Source organism: Cupriavidus sp. WS, assembly GCF_000395345.1.
Lineage (GTDB): Bacteria > Pseudomonadota > Gammaproteobacteria > Burkholderiales > Burkholderiaceae > Cupriavidus > Cupriavidus basilensis_B.
On record NZ_AQPL01000011.1, the window covers coordinates 12,352 to 30,492 of the forward strand.

General features: G+C 66.2%; 19 protein-coding genes. 1 reads left to right on the forward strand and 18 read right to left on the reverse strand.

From position 1 onward, the window contains the following. Positions 1 to 15 precede the first annotated feature (15 nt). From K206_RS0100520 to K206_RS42500, 18 genes are all read right to left on the reverse strand, one after another. Positions 16 to 972 carry an alpha/beta hydrolase gene (locus K206_RS0100520; protein ID WP_020200450.1) on the reverse strand — a complete coding sequence of 319 codons (957 nt, stop codon included), beginning with the start codon at positions 970 to 972 and terminating at the stop codon, positions 16 to 18. Positions 973 to 1,111: 139 nt separating this feature from the next. Continuing rightward, complete coding sequence (locus tag K206_RS0100525) at positions 1,112 to 1,531, reverse strand: CoA-binding protein (RefSeq protein WP_043364957.1); 420 nt, start codon at positions 1,529 to 1,531, stop codon at positions 1,112 to 1,114. A gap of 5 nt (positions 1,532 to 1,536) precedes the next feature. After that, on the reverse strand, positions 1,537 to 2,637 hold the full coding sequence (locus K206_RS0100530) for an RsiV family protein (protein ID WP_063826798.1): 1,101 nt from the start codon (positions 2,635 to 2,637) through the stop codon (positions 1,537 to 1,539). A gap of 689 nt (positions 2,638 to 3,326) precedes the next feature. Next, positions 3,327 to 3,743 (reverse strand): F0F1 ATP synthase subunit epsilon, encoded by a 417-nt coding sequence (locus tag K206_RS0100535; RefSeq protein ID WP_020200453.1) that lies wholly within the window; start codon positions 3,741 to 3,743, stop codon positions 3,327 to 3,329. A gap of 136 nt (positions 3,744 to 3,879) precedes the next feature. Beyond that, positions 3,880 to 5,283, reverse strand: a complete 1,404-nt coding sequence (atpD, locus tag K206_RS0100540; protein ID WP_029043060.1) for a F0F1 ATP synthase subunit beta — start codon at positions 5,281 to 5,283, stop codon at positions 3,880 to 3,882. 33 nt (positions 5,284 to 5,316) lie between these two features. Continuing rightward, on the reverse strand, positions 5,317 to 6,192 hold the full coding sequence (gene atpG / locus K206_RS0100545) for a F0F1 ATP synthase subunit gamma (RefSeq protein ID WP_020200455.1): 876 nt from the start codon (positions 6,190 to 6,192) through the stop codon (positions 5,317 to 5,319). 76 nt (positions 6,193 to 6,268) lie between these two features. Next, positions 6,269 to 7,810 carry a F0F1 ATP synthase subunit alpha gene (gene atpA / locus K206_RS0100550; RefSeq protein WP_020200456.1) on the reverse strand — a complete coding sequence of 514 codons (1,542 nt, stop codon included), beginning with the start codon at positions 7,808 to 7,810 and terminating at the stop codon, positions 6,269 to 6,271. A 50-nt stretch (positions 7,811 to 7,860) separates the two neighbouring features. After that, positions 7,861 to 8,400, reverse strand: a complete 540-nt coding sequence (locus K206_RS0100555; protein ID WP_020200457.1) for a F0F1 ATP synthase subunit delta — start codon at positions 8,398 to 8,400, stop codon at positions 7,861 to 7,863. Between the two features lie 2 nt (positions 8,401 to 8,402). After that, positions 8,403 to 8,873: a F0F1 ATP synthase subunit B gene (locus K206_RS0100560; RefSeq protein ID WP_020200458.1), complete on the reverse strand. Its 471-nt coding sequence runs from the start codon at positions 8,871 to 8,873 to the stop codon at positions 8,403 to 8,405. 100 nt (positions 8,874 to 8,973) lie between these two features. Beyond that, positions 8,974 to 9,240: a F0F1 ATP synthase subunit C gene (gene atpE / locus K206_RS0100565; protein WP_006157246.1), complete on the reverse strand. Its 267-nt coding sequence runs from the start codon at positions 9,238 to 9,240 to the stop codon at positions 8,974 to 8,976. Positions 9,241 to 9,303: 63 nt separating this feature from the next. Next, positions 9,304 to 10,167 carry a F0F1 ATP synthase subunit A gene (atpB, locus tag K206_RS0100570; protein WP_029043061.1) on the reverse strand — a complete coding sequence of 288 codons (864 nt, stop codon included), beginning with the start codon at positions 10,165 to 10,167 and terminating at the stop codon, positions 9,304 to 9,306. 266 nt (positions 10,168 to 10,433) lie between these two features. After that, complete coding sequence (locus K206_RS0100575) at positions 10,434 to 10,967, reverse strand: ATP synthase subunit I (protein ID WP_043364951.1); 534 nt, start codon at positions 10,965 to 10,967, stop codon at positions 10,434 to 10,436. A 336-nt stretch (positions 10,968 to 11,303) separates the two neighbouring features. Next, entirely contained in the window at positions 11,304 to 12,206 is a 903-nt protein-coding gene (locus K206_RS0100580) for a ParB/RepB/Spo0J family partition protein (RefSeq protein ID WP_020200461.1), read from the reverse strand. 104 nt (positions 12,207 to 12,310) lie between these two features. Continuing rightward, on the reverse strand, positions 12,311 to 13,084 hold the full coding sequence (locus K206_RS0100585; RefSeq protein ID WP_020200462.1) for a ParA family protein: 774 nt from the start codon (positions 13,082 to 13,084) through the stop codon (positions 12,311 to 12,313). Between the two features lie 68 nt (positions 13,085 to 13,152). Further along, a complete protein-coding gene (rsmG, locus tag K206_RS0100590) occupies positions 13,153 to 13,860 on the reverse strand; it encodes a 16S rRNA (guanine(527)-N(7))-methyltransferase RsmG (protein ID WP_020200463.1) in 708 nt (235 codons plus the stop codon). Further along, complete coding sequence (gene mnmG, locus K206_RS0100595; RefSeq protein ID WP_029043062.1) at positions 13,861 to 15,801, reverse strand: tRNA uridine-5-carboxymethylaminomethyl(34) synthesis enzyme MnmG; 1,941 nt, start codon at positions 15,799 to 15,801, stop codon at positions 13,861 to 13,863. Between the two features lie 206 nt (positions 15,802 to 16,007). Then, on the reverse strand, positions 16,008 to 16,595 hold the full coding sequence (locus tag K206_RS44195; protein ID WP_369796853.1) for an N-formylglutamate amidohydrolase: 588 nt from the start codon (positions 16,593 to 16,595) through the stop codon (positions 16,008 to 16,010). Positions 16,596 to 16,765: 170 nt separating this feature from the next. After that, on the reverse strand, positions 16,766 to 17,017 hold the full coding sequence (locus tag K206_RS42500) for a hypothetical protein (protein WP_155887895.1): 252 nt from the start codon (positions 17,015 to 17,017) through the stop codon (positions 16,766 to 16,768). Between the two features lie 480 nt (positions 17,018 to 17,497). On the opposite strand from K206_RS42500, the gene K206_RS42505 reads away from it, so the two are divergent. Continuing rightward, positions 17,498 to 18,139 carry a hypothetical protein gene (locus tag K206_RS42505; protein ID WP_155887894.1) on the forward strand — a complete coding sequence of 214 codons (642 nt, stop codon included), beginning with the start codon at positions 17,498 to 17,500 and terminating at the stop codon, positions 18,137 to 18,139. The last annotated feature ends 2 nt before the right edge of the window (positions 18,140 to 18,141 follow it).

An 18,141-nucleotide genomic window follows, 5' to 3' on the forward strand; every position in this document is an offset into this window, starting at 1 on the left:
GTCGGCGCGCTGCCGTCAAATGTCGTCGGCCAGTTCCCTGAACGCCTGCGCGGCGCGGCGCATCCATTCGCGCGCGCGCGGCGCCTCGGGCTGCAGCCGCGCGAAGCCGTGCGTCATGCCGCTGGCTTCGAGCGTGATGACCGGCGCGCCGTAGCGCACCAGGTAGTCGGCGTAGGCCAGGCCGTCGTCGCGCAGCACGTCGTGGGCGGCCACCAGGACCACGCTGGCCGGCGGCAGGTGGCGCGGCGCGGCGCCCATCAGGTGGATGCGCGTGTCCTCGATGGCCGCGCCCGCGGCGAGCTGCTGCTCGCCGATGAACTGGGTCCAGAACCACGCCATCTCGTCGCGCGTGAGGCCCGGGCCGTCGGCGAACGCGCGATAGCTTTCGGTGGTGAGCGCGGGCGCGGTGACGGGGTAGATCAGCAGTTGCGCATTGACCAGCCCGGGATGGCCGTGCGCGTTGGCCCAGCGCGCGGCCTGCGCCGCGAGGTGGCCGCCGGCGCTGTCGCCGGCCACGGCCAGGAAGCGGGTGTCGAGGCGCAGGCGGGCGCGCTGCTCGGCGAACCACAGCACGGAATGCAGCGCGTCGTCGCACGGCGCGGGGAACGGATGCTCGGGCGCCAGGCGGTAGTCGACGCTGGCCACGGCGCAGCCGGTGTCGGCGGCCAGCAGCGCGGCCACGCTGTGATGGGTGTCGTGCGAGCCGACCACCCAGCCGCCGCCGTGGAAGTAGACGATCAGGCGCGGCTCGGCCACGCCCTCGGGCCGGAACAGGCGGGCCGCCAGCGTGCGCCCGTCCAGCGGGATGGCGAGGTCGGTGGCGACGATGCCCTCGGGCTCCGGCGCGAGCGAGAGCGCCGCGATCTCGGCGAAGCGCGCGCGGCGCGCGGCGGCGTCGGCCGGCGCGGGCTGCCCGGCATAGCGTTCGGCGAGGCGGCGGTAGTAGTCGAGGATCTGGGGGTCGATGGCCATGTCGGGATGAGACGGGTTCGGTCGGGTCGGAACTGCGCATGCCGCGGCGGCGCTGCGCAATCCCGCAGTGTAGCGGCGTTCGCGGGTTCGGGTGTCCGGGGCGCTCGGGGTGTCCGGGGTGTTCAGGCGGGCGCGCGCGTCAGCTCGATCGCATCAGCTCGATCTTGACGCAGCGGTCCTGCACCGCCAGCAGGCCGGCGGCGCGGGCGCGGTCGAACGCTTCGTCGTTGACGATGCCGAGCTGCAGCCAGACGCCGCGCGCGCCGATGGCGATGGCGTCCGCGACCACCGGCGGCACGTCCTCGGCGCGGCGGAAGATGTCGACCCAGTCGATGCGCTGCCCTTCGGCGGCCAGCGCGCGCGCCGCGTCGGCCAGGCTGGCGTGGCAGGGCTGGCCCAGGATCAGCGTGCCGGCGTGGCGCGGATTGACCGGCACGATGCGGTAGCCGCGCGCCTGCATGAAAGCCGCCACCTCGTGGCTGGCGCGGCCGGGATTGTCGGACAGGCCTGCCACGGCGACGGTCTTCATCGCCAGCATGCCCTGGATGGCGGTCTGCATCTCGCTCACGTGCGTGCTTCCTTCTGTTCGGGTTCGGGGATTCTGCCGCGGCTCTCGCCGGACGGGCGAGCGCAGGCGCCCAGCCGCGCGAACGGCACCGCGGCCCGGTAGGCGCCCTTGGCGAACGGGCCCACGGCATAGGGCGCATAGTGCAGCACCACGCCGCCGCGGTACAGGGTGAAGGGCGCGCGCGCGTCGTGCAGGGCCGCCTCGTCGAGCAGGCCGCGCTCCGGGTCGGCGGCGCCCTGCTGCCGCAGCGACGCCTCCAGTTCCGCGTTGAGCTTCTGCAGGCAGGCCTTGCCGGGCGCCAGCAGGTCGGCGAGCCGCACCGGCACGTAGGCGGCCTCGGCGCCGGCGGCGGAGGCCGCTGCGGCGTCATCGCGGCGCCACGTGCCGCCGGCGTAGTCCAGGCTGCCGTGGGCGCCGCCGCTGTAGCGCCAGGTGGTGCGCAGCAGGCTGACCACGCCGGCGTCCAGCGTCGCCAGCTCGACGGCGCTGCGGCATTCGAGCCCGCCCTCGCCGCAGCCGCCGGCGCGCAGCGAGGCGATCAGCGCGTCGACGGCCGCGCTGCCGGTTTCCGGGTAGCGCTCGGCGAAGCGCGCGCCGCCCACCTCCGCCACGCGCTCGCGATAGACCGCCGTGCGCGTGAGCATCAACTGCCTGGCGCTGCCGTCCGCGCCGGTCCACACGCCGGTGGCGGTGCGCCCGTCGGCGGCGACGGCCCCCTCGAAGCGAACGTTGCCGGATGCCTGCGCATCGCTGGCAGCGGCCGGCGGCGCGTCGCGCTCGCGCAGGCTCAGGCGGCCGTCGGCTGTCAATTGGCCATCCAGTTGACGCGGGGTGGCCGCGAGCCTTGAATCGTAACGAAGGGTTCCTTCGACCATCTCGGTGCCGGGACGCGGAAATAGCGTCAGCGAAACCTGCCCGGACTCGCCGGGCTCGCCCTGCCAGAAGGTGCCGGCGATGGCCGGCGGCCCGTCCGCAAGCGCCAGCGCGCAGGCCGGCGGCGAGGCGCCGAGAACGGCGGCGAGGCCAAGCTGGACAAGGCCATTTCGGACTTGTACGCATTCACGGCGAAGCGGGGGAATGGCGGAAGGAAGCGGCATGGCGGTCGGCGGCCAGACCGCGGCGCGGATGGCTGGCAAGCGAAAGCTATGGGACCGGCGGCGCCCGGTGGTGTTCCCGCCGCCTTGCGGCAAAGGCGGAAATATGCGGACGATGAAGCCTATTTGAACGACGTTTCGGTTACGGCGCTTTCAACTTATTGCAAACCGATACATTTTGTTACTGCCATTGCCAAAAGTTTCCCCCACAATGCTTTAACACAATCAGTTTTTGTGAAAGGCGTTCCCTCCCCCAAACAGAAAGGGAGGGCGTCGTGAAGAAAGCCTTTGGAAGCAATTCCCACCCAGTTTGACCGGATCGCGAGCCATGCCCGCGGTCGGTGTACCAGGTTGTGAAGATTGTTGGCGCGTTTCGGTTCCGGCTGGCTGGATCGTCTGATTGCGATCGGTGCCGCCTGACCGGATGCTGAACCACCTTGCCGGATGCGATGATCCGACTGGAAAGTGGCCGGCGCCTGTTGAATGACCTGGACCTTACCCGTTCCTTCGAATTGACCCCTCGAAGGGATTTTCCCGTCCGCGCGGTGCCTCCCCGGCCCGCGCGCTTTTTTTTGTGCTGAGCCGTCAGAATAGTCGCAGCATCGTAAAAAAGGCAGCCTCGCGGCTGCCTTTTTTTGTCGCCACAGCCAAAAAACAACAGCCGTCGCGGACTGCGCCCGGTGCCGCGTTGCTCAGCGCTTGCGGCGCAGGCGCGCGATGGCCGCCAGTTGCGCAGCCGCAACAGCCAGCTCGCTCTGGGCACGTGCCAGGTCGAGGTCGCTGCTCTGGTTCTGCATCAGCTCCTCGGCCGCGCGCTTGGCTTCCTGCGCCTTGGCTTCGTCGAGATCGCTGCCGCGAATGGCGGTATCCGCCAGCACGGTCACGTGCTTGGGCTGCACTTCGAGAATGCCGCCGGCCACGAACACGAACTCTTCGCTACCGTCTTCCTTCTCGATGCGCACCGCGCCCGGCTGGATACGCGTGATCAGCGGCGTATGGCCCGGCAGGATACCCAGCTCGCCCGACTCGCCCGGCAGCGCCACGAACTTCGCCTGGCCGGAGAAGATCGACGCTTCGGCGCTGACGACGTCTACAAGAATGGTTGCCATGTGAATTCCTTTGTTCCAGAAAGCGTTGGCTTCCCGTTGCCAGGAAGCAGGTTTCCCACCTTCCGGCCGGCGCGCGCCGCGGACAATCCCCGTCCACGGCATGCGCGCGGGCCCGCGCGAAGGCGAAAGACCCCGCTTACTGGAGCTTCTTGGCCTTCTCGAAGGCTTCGTCGATCGAACCGACCATGTAGAACGCCTGCTCGGGCAGGTGATCGCATTCGCCGTCCACCAGCATCTTGAAACCACGGATGGTTTCCTTGAGCGGCACGTACTTGCCCGGCGAACCCGTGAACACTTCCGCGACGTGGAAGGGCTGCGACAGGAAACGCTGGATCTTCCGCGCGCGCGACACCGATTGCTTGTCTTCCGGCGACAGTTCGTCCATGCCCAGAATCGCGATGATGTCGCGCAGTTCCTTGTAGCGCTGCAGCGTCTGCTGCACGCGGCGGGCCACGTCGTAGTGTTCCTGGCCGACGACCTGCGGGTCGAGCTGGCGCGAGGTCGAGTCGAGCGGGTCGACGGCGGGGTAGATACCCAGCGCGGCGATGTCACGCGACAGCACGACGGTCGAGTCCAGGTGCAGGAAGGTGGTGGCAGGCGACGGGTCGGTCAAGTCGTCCGCAGGGACGTACACGGCCTGGATCGAGGTGATCGAGCCGGTCTTGGTCGAGGTGATGCGCTCCTGCAGCTTGCCCATTTCCTCGGCCAGCGTCGGCTGGTAGCCCACGGCGGAAGGCATGCGGCCCAGCAGTGCCGACACTTCGGTACCGGCCAGCGTGTAGCGGTAGATGTTGTCGACGAAGAACAGGATGTCGCGGCCTTCGTCGCGGAACTTCTCGGCCATGGTCAGGCCGGAGAGCGCCACGCGCAGACGGTTGCCCGGCGGCTCGTTCATCTGGCCGAACACCATGGCCACCTTGTCGAGCACGTTCGAGTCCTTCATTTCGTGGTAGAAGTCGTTCCCTTCACGGGTACGCTCGCCCACGCCGGCGAACACCGACAGACCGCTGTGCTGCTTGGCGATGTTGTTGATGAGCTCCATCATGTTCACGGTCTTGCCGACGCCGGCGCCACCGAACAGGCCCACCTTGCCGCCCTTGGCGAACGGGCACACCAGGTCGATCACCTTGATGCCGGTTTCGAGCAGGTCCACGGAAGGCGACAGCTCGTCGAACTTCGGCGCCTTCTGGTGGATCGAGCGCTTCTCGTCCGAAGCGATCGGGCCGGCTTCGTCGATGGGGCGGCCGAGCACGTCCATGATGCGGCCCAGCGTGCCGTGGCCGACCGGCACCGAGATCGGGGCGCCGGTGCTCTTGACCGACATGCCGCGGCGCAGGCCGTCCGACGAACCCAGGGCGATGGTACGGACCACGCCGTCACCGAGCTGTTGCTGCACTTCGAAGGTCAGGCCCTTCTCGGCGAACGAGGCTTCGTTGCTGTCTTCCAGCACGAGCGCCTCGTACACCTTCGGCAGCGCGTCGCGGGGGAACTCGATGTCCACCACGGCGCCAATGCACTGCACAATATTTCCGATACTCATTTCGTATCTCCGATAGCTTGAATACTTGACGCCTTAGACGGCAGCGGCACCGCTGACGATTTCCGACAGTTCCTTGGTGATCGCTGCCTGACGGGTCTTGTTGTAGACCAGTTGCAGTTCGCCGATCACGTTCTTGGCGTTGTCGGATGCCGCCTTCATGGCCACCATGCGCGCCGACTGCTCGGACGCCATGTTCTCGGCCACGGCCTGGTACACCAGCGCCTCGACGTAGCGGACCAGCAATTCTTCCACCACGGTCTGGGCGTCGGGCTCGTAGATGTAATCCCACGAGTAGGCGCGCTTTTCATCTTCGGTCTGGGCAAACTTGTCGGCGGGGAGCGGCAGCAGCTGCTCCACCATCGGCTCCTGTTTCATCGTGTTGATGAACTTGGTGTAAGCCAGGTACACGGCATCGACTTCACCATTGGTGAAGGCGTCGAGCTGGACCTTGATCGCGCCGATCAGTTTTTCCAGATGCGGGGTGTCACCGAGGTGCACCACGTGCGAAACCACCTTGCCGCCGATGCGGCCCAGGAACTGCATGCCCTTGGAACCGATGGCGGTGCTCTGCACCGTCACGCCGCGCGCCTGCAGCTCGCGCAGTTCGTTGGTCACCGCGCGCAGCACGTTCGTGTTCAGGCCGCCGCACAGGCCCTTGTCGGTCGTCACCACGATCAGGCCGGCGCGCTTGACTTCGCGCGCCACCATGAAGGGGTGCTTGAACTCGGGATTGGCCGCAGCCAGGTGCGCCGCGATGTTGCGCACCTTCTCGGCGTAGGGACGGGCATTGCGCATCCGTTCCTGCGCCTTGCGCATCTTGGACGCGGCGACCATCTCCATCGCCTTGGTGATCTTGCGCGTGTTCTGCACGCTCTTGATCTTGGTTCGAATTTCTTTCGTTCCGGCCATATCTTCCTCTCCATTCGTGCTGCGCCGGGGCCGTCATGGCAACGGCGGCCCGGCGCAGATTCGTGGAATTACGCGGTTAGAACGCGGCGGACTTCTTGAAATCCTCGATCGCGGCACGCAGCGCGGCTTCGTCTTCCTTCGACAGATCCTTGGTCTCTTCGATGCGGTTGACGAGGTCGGCGTACTTGGTCTTCAGATGGTCGTGCAGGCCCTTCTCGAAGGGGAGAATGTCCTTCACGTCCACGTTGTCGAGGAAGCCGTTGTTGGCTGCGTACAGCGACGCGGCCAGCTGCCACACCTGCAGCGGCAGGTACTGCGGCTGCTTGAGCAGTTCGGTCACGCGGCGGCCGCGCTCGAGCTGCTTGCGGGTGGCGTCGTCCAGGTCGGAGGCGAACTGCGCGAACGCGGCCAGCTCACGGTACTGGGCCAGGTCGGTACGGATACCGCCGGACAGCTTCTTGACGACCTTGGTCTGGGCGGCACCGCCGACGCGCGACACCGAGATACCGGCGTTGATGGCGGGACGGATACCGGCGTTGAACAGGTCGGTTTCCAGGAAGATCTGGCCGTCGGTGATCGAGATCACGTTGGTCGGCACGAACGCGGACACGTCGCCGGCCTGCGTTTCGATCACGGGCAGCGCGGTCAGCGAGCCGGTCTTGCCGGTCACTGCGCCCTTGGTGAACTTCTCGACGTAGTCGGCGTTCACGCGGGCGGCGCGCTCGAGCAGGCGCGAGTGCAGGTAGAACACGTCGCCGGGGTAGGCTTCGCGGCCCGGCGGGCGGCGCAGCAGCAGCGACACCTGGCGGTAGGCCCAGGCCTGCTTGGTCAGGTCGTCATAGACGATCAGCGCGTCTTCGCCGCGGTCGCGGAAGTATTCGCCCATCGTGCAGCCGGCGTAGGCGGCCAGGTACTGCATGGCGGCCGAATCCGAAGCCGAGGCGGCGACCACGATGGTGTATTCCATCGCGCCCAGTTCCTCGAGCTTGCGCACCACGTTGTTGATCGTCGAAGCCTTCTGGCCGATCGCCACGTACACGCAGAAGACGCCCTTGCCCTTCTGGTTGATGATGGCGTCGACGGCCACGGCGGTCTTGCCGGTCTGGCGGTCGCCGATGATCAGCTCGCGCTGGCCGCGGCCGATCGGCACCATCGCGTCGATCGACTTCAGGCCGGTCTGCACCGGCTGGCTCACCGACTGGCGCGCGATCACGCCAGGGGCGACCTTCTCGATCACGTCCGTTTCCTTGGCGTTGATCGGGCCCTTGCCGTCGATCGGCTGGCCGAGCGTGTTGACCACGCGGCCGAGCAGTTCGCGGCCGACCGGCACTTCCAGAATGCGGCCGGTGCACTTGACCGGGTCGCCTTCCGAAATGTGTTCGTAGTCGCCCAGCACCACGGCGCCGACGGAGTCGCGCTCGAGGTTCAGCGCGAGGCCGAAGGTGTTGCCGGGGAATTCCAGCATCTCGCCCTGCATCACGCCGGACAGGCCGTGCACGCGGCAGATACCATCGGTCACGGAAATCACCGTGCCGGTGTTGCGCACTTCAGCGTCGGCGCCAAGACCCGAGATGCGGGACTTGATCAGCTCGCTGATTTCTGAGGGGTTCAGTTGCATCACAATGCTCCTAATTCTTCAATCCGTCGGCCGCTGGGCGCTTGCGCGCCTCAGGCGGTCAGCGCGACTTGCATCGCAGCCAGGCGGGCACGCACGGAGGTGTCGAGGACTTCGTCGCCAACCTTGACGCGCACGCCGCCGATCAGCGACGGGTCTACCGCAACCGTGGGCTGCAGCTTGCGGCCGAACTTGCGTTCGAGCGCGCCGACGAGGTCGGTCAGGGTCGCGCCTTCGATCGGGAAGGCACTCGTGATCTCGACATCGGCCGACCCTTCGCGGGCGTTCTTGAGCGCATGGAACTGCTCGGCGATCTCCGGCAGGACTGCCAGGCGGTGGTTTTCCACCAGCAGGCCGACGAAGCGCTTGGCCTCGTCGTTGACCGGAGACTTCAGGGCCGACAGGAACAGTGCGGCCAGCTTGTCGCCGGGCACGTTCGGATCGCCAGCCACCGCCTTCATGTCGGGATTGGCGGCAACCTGCCCCATCTCCGACACCAGCTCGGACCATGCATCCAGATTGCCGCTCGACTCGGTCGCGACGCGGAACAGCGCCTCGGCGTAGGGACGGGCAATGGTTGCGGTTTCAGCCATGATTAGAGCTCAGCCTTGAGTTGATTGAGCAGGTCGGCGTGGACCTGCGCGTTCACTTCGCGCTTGAGGATCTGCTCGGCACCCTTGACGGCCAGCACGGCAACCTGGTCGCGCAGCTGCTCGCGCGCGCGGGTGACCTGCTGTTCGGCTTCGGCCTTGGCCTGGGCGATGATGCGTGCGGCTTCCGCCTGGGCGTTGTGCTTGATCTCGTCGGCCGTCAGCTGGGCGCGCTTTTCGGCGTCGGCGACGCGCTGCGCGCCTTCGGTGCGGGCTTCGGCCAGGGCCTGGTCCACGCGCTTGTTGGCCAGTTCGAGCTCAGCCTTGCCCTTTTCGGCAGCGGCGAGGCCATCGGCGATCTTCTTTGCGCGTTCGTCGAGCGCCTTCACCAGCGGCGGCCAAATGAATTTGGCAACAACCCACCACAGGATGAAGAACACGACCATCTGCGCAAGAAACGTTGCGTTCAGATTCATGGTGTGTTCCTTTCGGTAATCAAACTACAGATAAATGCGCAAGGGCGGCCAGGCTAAGTGGCCCGCGCCGCCCGTCAGCATCATGCAGACCGAAAAGAAATTACTTGATGACAGCCAGCAGCGGGTTGGCGAATGCGAACAGCATTGCAACGCCCACGCCGATCAGGAATGCCGCGTCGATCAGGCCAGCCAGCAGGAACATCTTGGTTTGCAGCGGGTTCATCAGCTCGGGCTGACGTGCGCATGCCTCGATGTACTTGCCGCCCATCAGGGCGATACCCAGGCAGGCGCCGATTGCGCCCAGACCGATGATGATGCCGATACCGATGGCGGTCAGACCCTGGATGTTGGCGAGATATGCTTGCATGACGACTCCTTAAATTGAGAAGAGACTTAGAACCAAAAAACCAAAAACCAAAAAACCGGAAAATCAGTGGTGGTCGTGTGCCTGGCCGATGTACACCAGCGTCAGCATCATGAAAATGAAGGCCTGCAGCAGGACGATCAGGATGTGGAAGATCGCCCAGACGGCACCGGCCAGCACGTGACCGACGAAGCCCAGCGCGGACAGGTCCGCGCCGAACGTCCAGATGGAGCCCAGCAGCGCGATCAGCAGGAACACGAGCTCGCCGGCGTACATGTTGCCGAACAGCCGCATGCCGAGCGAAACGGCCTTGGCCAGGAATTCGATGACGTTCAGGATCAGGTTGAACGGGGCCAAGTACCACTTGGCGCCGAACGGGGCCGAGAGCAGTTCGTGCGCGAAGCCGCCGACGCCCTTGATCTTGAAGCTGTAGTAGATCATCAGCACCAGCACCGAGCACGACATGCCCAGCGTGCCGTTCAGGTCGGCCGTGGCGACGGCGCGGTGGTGCGGCAGGTGGATGTGGAAGATGCCCAGGAACTGGTTCAGGCCGGTGACCCAGTCGACCGGGATCAGGTCGACCGCGTTCATCACGGTGATCCAGCAGAACACCATCAGCGCCAGCGGCGCGATGAAGGAGCGGTCGCCGTGGATGATGCCCTTGGCCTGGTCGTCGACCATCTCGACGATCATCTCGACGAAGGCCTGGAAGCGGCCCGGCACGCCGGCGGTGACGCGGCGCGCGGCGGCGTACAGGAACACCACGGCGATCAGGCCGCACAGCACCGCCCAGAACACGGTGTCGTAGTTGAGCACGCTGAAGTCGACCACCGAGGCTTGCTTGCCGCCGACGGAATTCAAGTTCTGCAAGTGTTCGGCGATATAGCCGGAGGGAGTGAGCGCCTGTTCGGCGCCTTGAGCAGCTGACATGTCGAAACGAACCGTAATATTGCGAAACCAGTTGCCGGCATGCTGCCGGTACGCTTCTTGCACCGCCTTCAGCGTGAGTCGCTGGTCACCGCGGGCAAGGACGCCTTAACCTTATCTGCGCCGCGCTTCACCGCTGTGACGCGCCACGCCAAAACACTCTTGATATTCCGTTTTCGTGCCCCACCTCGATGGAATGCACTACCTGCGAACCTCCGCGCCACGCCGCCTCGCCGCTCCCGCGGACTGGCCCGCGGCGCCTGCGCGCCTCAGCGAATCGCCAGCGCCACCCAGTAGGCCTTGAGCGTCAGCAGAAACGTGACCAGCATCGGCACCCAGCGCAACTCGCGATACAGCACCACCACCAGCACGAACAGGGCGACGGTGGCAAACACCTTGATGGCCTCGCCGACGACCAGCCCGCCGACCGAGGTGCGCTCGCGCGACATCCACAGGCGCAGCGCGAAGAAGCCGCTCGGCACGAAACACACGACGCCGCCAAACAGCGCGGACCAGCCTGCCGCCGCGGCATTGCCGCCGGCAAACAGTCGCCAGGCAAGGGCCGACAAAATCGTCACCGCCACCTGCGCCAGCACGACCCTGCCCGGCGTCATGCGCGAAGGGCGCAGCGCGCGCGCGCCGAACAGCGTTTCCGCGTCCGCGCGTGACAGCGGTTCGACCGCCTCTTCTTCGCGCTGCGCCTCGTCATCCCAGGCATTGCGCGGCTGCCCGTCCTTTTCCTGACGGGCATCTCGACGATCTGAAACCACCTGCTTATTGCCTCTGCTGGTTGTTGACTCCATCCGGAACTTTTCCGAACCGGCCAGATTTCAAACCGCACGATTTTACGAGGAATGCACCATCCGAGTCAATCTGCTTACAGACTCCTTGCAACGGTGCGCAACCTCGCGCCCACATGCCGATACTGGCCGCGCGGCCAGCGCCAGCCAATGACGCGGCAGGTAATTGAGGCGATCGGCGCGGGCGGCGCATCATCATCGTTTATCGCGCTTGCGCAAACCTTACGCAGCATCGCCGCGCGGCCGCGCGCGCCGCGCCGCGGCCGTGGTCGCGTGCGCTAATCGCGCACTATTTTCGGGAAAACGCGGCGATGGCCGCTCAGGCCAACTCAGGCCGGCTCAGGTCGTCGGCTGGCTCTCGCCCTGCTCGCGCAGCCGCGTGAGCACGCCGTCGAGCGCGTCGTTGCTGGTGAAGTGGATGGTGAGCTGGCCCTTGCCGCGCACGCCGAGCTTGATCTGCACCGGCAGGCCGAGCGCGTCCGACAGTTCCTCTTCGAGCCGGGCCACGTCGCGCGCCGGCGCGGCGCCGTTCTGGCGCACCGAGCGCAGATCGTGGGGCTTGAGCGTGGATGCGACCAGTTTCTCGGTTTCGCGCACCGACAGGCGCTTGTTGACGATCTGGTTGGCCAGCGTGATCTGGTTGGCGCCGTCCACGGCGAGCAGCGCGCGCGCGTGCCCCATGTCGAGATCGCCGGCCATCAGCATGGTCTGCACCGGCTGGGCCAGGTTGAGCAGGCGCAGCAGGTTGGACACCGCGCTGCGCGAGCGCCCCACCGACTCGGCCGCCTGCTCGTGCGTGAAATCGAACTCGCGCACCAGGCGCATGATGCCCTGCGCCTCCTCGAGCGGATTGAGGTCCTCGCGCTGGATGTTCTCGATCAGCGCCATCGCGGCCGCGGCGTCGTCCGCCACGTCCTTGACCAGCACCGGCACTTCTTCGAGCCCGGCGATGCGCGAGGCGCGGAAGCGCCGCTCGCCGGCGATGATCTCGTAGCGGCCCGGTTCCGCCACGCGGCGCACCAGGATCGGCTGCATCAGGCCCTGCGCGCGGATGCTCGCGGCCAGCTCCTGCAGCGCGCCCTCGTCCATGCGCGTGCGCGGCTGGTACTTGCCGGGCTGCAACTGGTCCAGGCGCAGCACCGACGGCGCGCCCTCCTGCTTCACGGCATCGACGATCTCCGCCGGACTGCCCAGCAAGGCTTCCAGTCCGCGGCCCAGGCCTTTCTTCTTTGCGGTGCTCATCTCGTTATCCTGACTTGGTGGCGGCTCGTCGCCGCCGGTTGCTGCCTGCCGGCTCCCGGCATCCTTCCCACGCACGCGGCGCGGCGTAGCGTGGCGGGCGGCGCTCAGTCGAGCAGCTTGACCCGCGCGATCATTTCCGCGCCGAAGTCCAGGTAGGCGCGCGCCCCCTTGGAGGACGGATCGAAGGCCACGCCCGGCACGCCATAGGAAGGCGCTTCCGCCAGCCGCACATTGCGCGGGATCACGGTCTTGAAGACCTTCTCGCCGAAGTGCGATTCGAGCTGCGCCGAGACCTGCTGCTGCAAGGTCACACGTGGATCAAACATCACACGCAGCAGGCCGATCACCTTCAGGTCGCGGTTGAGGTTGGCGTGCACCTGCTTGATCGTGTTGACGAGGTCGGACAACCCTTCCAGCGCGAAGTACTCGCACTGCATCGGCACGATCACGCCGTTGGCGGCGCACAGGCCGTTGAGCGTCAGCAGCGACAGCGACGGCGGGCAGTCGATCAGCACGAAATCGTATTCGCCGTCGACCTCGGCGATGGCGTTCTTCAGGCGGCGCTCGCGCTGGTCGAGCTCGACCAGCTCCACCTCGGCGCCGGCCAGTTCGCGGTTAGCGGGCAGCACATCGTACTTGCCCGACTCGGAATGCTGGCGCGCCTGCGCGATCGTCGACAGGCCGACCAGCACCTGGTAGACGCTGTGCTCGAGCGACTGCTTGTCGATGCCGGAGCCCATCGAGGCATTGCCCTGCGGATCGAGGTCGATCAGCAGCACGCGCTGCGCCTGCGCCGCCAGTCCGGCGGCGAGGTTCACCGTGGTGGTGGTCTTGCCGACGCCGCCCTTCTGGTTGGCGATCACGAATACCTTGGCCATAAGCTCTTAGCTGCTCCTGCTTGATTTCAACCTGCCGGGGTGGACACCGGCGACAACCACCGGCCGGGTCAGCGGCGCGACAGCACCACCAGGTGACGTTCTGCGTCCAGTTCGGGCACGGTCAGGCGCGGCACCGCCTCGACCTGCCATGCGGCCATCAGGCCGGCCGCTTCCATGCGGTCGAGCTCGGGCTGCGGATACACGCCCTTCATCGCGATCAGCTTGCCGCGCGGCGCGAGCAGGTGGCCGGCGAGCGAGACGAAATCGCTCAGCTCGGCGAACGCGCGCGAGGTGATGACCGCGTAGCCCTTGTCGTCTTCGAGCTTCTCCACCGGACCCCAGTGGGCGGCGGCATTGGACAAGCCGAGTTGCGCGCGGCACTGCGTCAGGAACGCGGTCTTCTTCTGCACGATGTCGACCATCAGCACCGACAGGTCCGGGCACGCGATCGCCAGCGGCAGGCCGGGCATGCCGCCGCCCGAGCCCACGTCGAGCACCCGGCCGCGCGCGCCCTCTTCCACCGCCGCGCTGCGCGCCGCCTCGGCCAGCGCCGGGACGGCGGCCAGCGAATCGAGCAGATGGTGCGTCAGCATCTCGTCGGGATGACGGATGGCGGTCAGGTTGTAGATGGCGTTCCACTTGCGCAGCAGCGCCAGGTAGGCGAAAAGCTGGTCGATCTGCGCCGCCGTCAGCGCGAGGCCGATGGCGGACAGACCGGCTTCCAGCCGGCGGCGCTGGTCGGCGTCGTCCACCGCGGGGTAGCGTTGGCCCCGCACTCAGGCCGCCTCTTGCGTGGTGCCGGGCTTGGCGCGGCCCATGCCCTTCTTCTTCAGGTGCACCAGCAGCAGCGAGATCGCGGCCGGCGTCACGCCCGAAATGCGCGAGGCCTGTCCGAGCGTTTCCGGGCGATGCTGGTTCAGCTTCTGGCTGACCTCGAAACCGAGGCCGCGCACTTCGGTGTAGTCGAAACCCTCGGGCAGGCGCGTGGTCTCGTTCGCTTCCAGCTTGTCGACCTCGGCGGCCTGGCGCGCGATATAACCGTGGTACTTGATGCCGATCTCGATCTGCTCGCGGATCTGCGCGGCCAGCAGCGGATCCGCGTCGAGCGGCTGCGCGGGCGCGTACTTGCCGCCCTGGAGCGCCATCAGCGCGTCGTAGGCGACCGCCGGGCGGCGCAGCAGGTCGGCGAGGTTGTACTCGCGCTCGATGGCCTTGCCCAGCAGCGGCACGGCGTCGGCCTCCGGCAGCAGCGCCGGATTGACCCAGGTGCTCTTCAGACGCTCTGTTTCACGTGAAACCGCGTCGCGCTTGCGATTGAATGCATCCCAGCGCACATCGTCCACCACGCCAAGCTCGCGGCCGACCTCGGTCAAGCGCATATCGGCATTATCTTCGCGCAGGCTCAAACGGAATTCCGCGCGGCTGGTGAACATCCGGTACGGTTCCGACACCCCGCGGGTGATCAGGTCATCGACCAGAACCCCAAGATAGGCCTGGTCCCGGCGCGGTGTCCAGGCATCGCGCTCGCGCACGAAGCAGCCGGCGTTGATGCCGGCCAGCAGGCCCTGGGCCGCCGCCTCCTCGTAGCCCGTGGTGCCGTTGATCTGGCCCGCGAAGAACAGACCCTGGATCGCCTTGGACTCCAGCGAGGCCTTCAGCGCGCGCGGATCGAAGTAGTCGTACTCGATGGCGTAGCCGGGGCGCAGGATGTGCGCGTTCTCCATGCCGCGGATCGAATGCACGAGCGCGAGCTGCACGTCGAACGGCAGGCTGGTCGAGATGCCGTTGGGATAGAACTCGTTGGTGGTCAGCCCTTCGGGTTCGAGGAAGATCTGGTGGCTGTCCTTGCTGGCAAAGCGATGGATCTTGTCCTCGATGCTCGGGCAGTAGCGCGGCCCCACTCCCTCGATCACGCCGGTGTACATCGGCGAGCGGTCGAGCCCGCCGCGGATGATGTCATGCGTGCGCGTATTGGTATGGGTGATCCAGCACGGCAGTTGCTGCGGGTGCTGCTCGGCGCGGCCGAGGAACGAGAACACCGGCACCGGGTCCAGGTCGCCCGGCTGTTCCTCCATCACCGAGAAGTCGATGGTGCGGCCGTCGATGCGCGGCGGCGTACCGGTCTTGAGGCGGCCCTGCGGCAGCTTCAGTTCCTTCAGGCGCGCCGACAGCGAGACCGAAGCCGGATCGCCGGCGCGGCCACCGGTGTAGTTGTCCAGCCCTACGTGGATCTTGCCATCCAGGAACGTACCGGCGGTCAGCACCACCGCGCGCGCGCGGAACGCGATGCCGACCTGGGTAACGGCACCGACCACGCGGTCGCCCTCCACCATCAGGTCGTCCACCGCCTGCTGGAACAGCATCAGGTTCGGCTGGTTCTCGAGCCGCGTACGGATGGCCTTGCGGTACAGCACGCGGTCCGCCTGCGCGCGCGTGGCGCGCACGGCCGGCCCCTTGCTCGAATTGAGGATGCGGAACTGGATACCAGATTCGTCCGTGGCCGCCGCCATCGCACCACCCATCGCATCCACCTCTTTGACGAGATGGCCCTTGCCGATGCCGCCGATGGACGGATTGCAGCTCATCTGGCCAAGCGTCTCGATGTTGTGGCTCAGCAGCAGCGTCTGACAGCCCATGCGCGCAGCGGCGAGTGCAGCTTCAGTGCCGGCGTGGCCACCACCGACGACAATGACATCGAATTCTTTTGGGTAAAGCATGGACGAACCTCCTCCGGGAGGCTGGCGGGAATCATTCGGGATGCCGAATTATAGCGGCAATCGCTGCTGCTTTTTTGCGCAGCGGCATGTTTCACGTGAAACATGCTGTTTCGACAACTTGGCTGTGTTCCACGTGAAACAAAAGCGTTGGGTGCGGCGTTGGGTGCATGACGCGGCTTTCCGTTTTCCAGCTTTGCCGGTTAATGTCACCGCCCCCCTGCTCCCGCAGATACGCGGCAATCCCGCTCGACCCGCTTGCCAAAGTTGGCTTGCCGCCGGCCGAACCCGGCATTGCGTTCGCACGTCGCCGCTTCCATGTACAGCGGACGTCGGATCTCGATCCGCAGACTGTGGCGATGCACGACCGGCTGCCCGATTCGCGCGATCAGTCGCACGCCCTTGCATGGATCATTGCGGGCCACCGTGTAGCCCATCGCCCGCAGTTCGCCCGCCACTAGCGCCACGACGGTCGACTCGCAGGTGATGTCTTCACTGTTGCCGAGCAGGACGTCAGCCAGTGGCCTGCCGCTCGAATCTGGAGGCGCTCGTAGGCATCGTTCGGCATCGAATGTAGGGGCTCCCGCGCCAAATCGCCCCCAGGCGTGGGCATGCGTTACCTTCACCGTGGCCGACCGGGCGGTAGTCGCTGTCGATCCGGTTGCGTACCTCTTGCAGCGAGGGCTTGCGATCATGGAGCGGCGTGGCCGCATCGAGGTCGTCGGGCAAGCGGTCCGAGTCGATATAGACCCGGCGCCCAGCGTGCCGCCGGCCGGAGGCACAGCATCCCACAGCATCTCGCCTGGTTATCCTCGCCGCCGCGCAGCCTCGGCCCGGACAGCGCAGCGCGGAGGTCGACCGGATATCGCGTGCCGCCATGCGGCGATTCGCATACCAGCGGCAACGCCGCTACCACAGCCCGGAAAGGGGGAACGCCGGCGATGCCGGGATGTCTCGAAATCGTTGCCTATGCCTCAAGCAACTCGGGCAACTCGTACCCAGCACCGCCAGCGCGAGCAGGCGAACGGATTTCACGCAAGGCAGCGCAGACGAAAGGTTGTCCCCTGCCCTGCCGCCGCATCGTTGATTGAGTGCCAACCCGGCACTCTTGTACGACCCACGCAGCAGGTCGATCCATGCCGATGGTGTGACTGTCCGGCACTGCTCGCGCAACGGACTCCATGCCCGCCGAGCCGCCCGCGTCTCCCTTGTTATTCATCACGATCGGCTGCCACGCCTTGCACCCGCCGAACGCCGCCACGAACCGCACCGCGAGAACCAACGGCCGAACCACTGCGGTTCTACACCTCCGCGTCCACCAACGGGCAGCACTGGCTGTGGACGGCAGGCGTACCCAGTGCTGCGCCCGCAATCACCACCGGCTTCGGCCAGATCTCGATCTTGATGCAGGCGCTTCGAGTCCGACATGGACGTAGCCGTGCCACGGCGCTGCCGGGTACGCAACGAGATCACCGCCGACCGCTTGGTGGTGCCGCTCGACCTGCCGATCCACCCCGCGCGGCGATCTCCCGTACATACCGCGTGAGCGGCGCACCCATCCGGCATTTGCGCTGCGTCCTGCGTCGGGCATAGCTGCTGGAAACGGCGGCGCAGGATCTGGATGTGGTTGGCGTGGAAAAATCGGCTGGATAAATAGAACCATCCTAAGAATTATCCAATTTATCCATGCTGTGGATACATGCAAATCACCATGACGCCAATCATTCCAGAGATAGATATTATCGTCACACCAAACAGAGTTATATTCATCGTAAAAATAAAACCAGCCACCAACCCGCCAAGACGCCGGCCCGGCAATCACCTCCACATCCAACTCATGCATAAACAGCGGCCAGCGCCATGTTTGCGCATGATCCGCCCGCGATCACATCATCGTGGTTTTCACCACAGCGATCCGAGGCAGGCAATGTTGAATCCGGACTCCGGGAATGAGGCAGCACGGAAAAGAGATGCGAAAAAGAGAGCCTTGTTGCTAGCTGGCCTCCTCATCTGCGGCGCGGCGGCAGGCGCGGAATGGCTCAATGAATATCGCGCGGCCAGGGTCCTGTACTCCATCTATGGCGGTCATCTCGGCGACACCATCGCCCCTGCCCGTGGCGACAGGAAAATCGCCTTCGAGGTATCGGGCAAGGCCGCGCGGGACATCTTCGATGCCATCGGTCCCGACCGGCGCGACGCCTGCATCACCGACGCCGCCACGAGAAGCCGCTATCTGGACGATGGCAGGTTCGCCTGCCTGCGAAACCGCGAGGGCCAGTACTTCTGCCACTTCGGCTTCGATCTGACCTCGGGCAAGAGCATGGGCGGGGCGGTCTGCTGAAC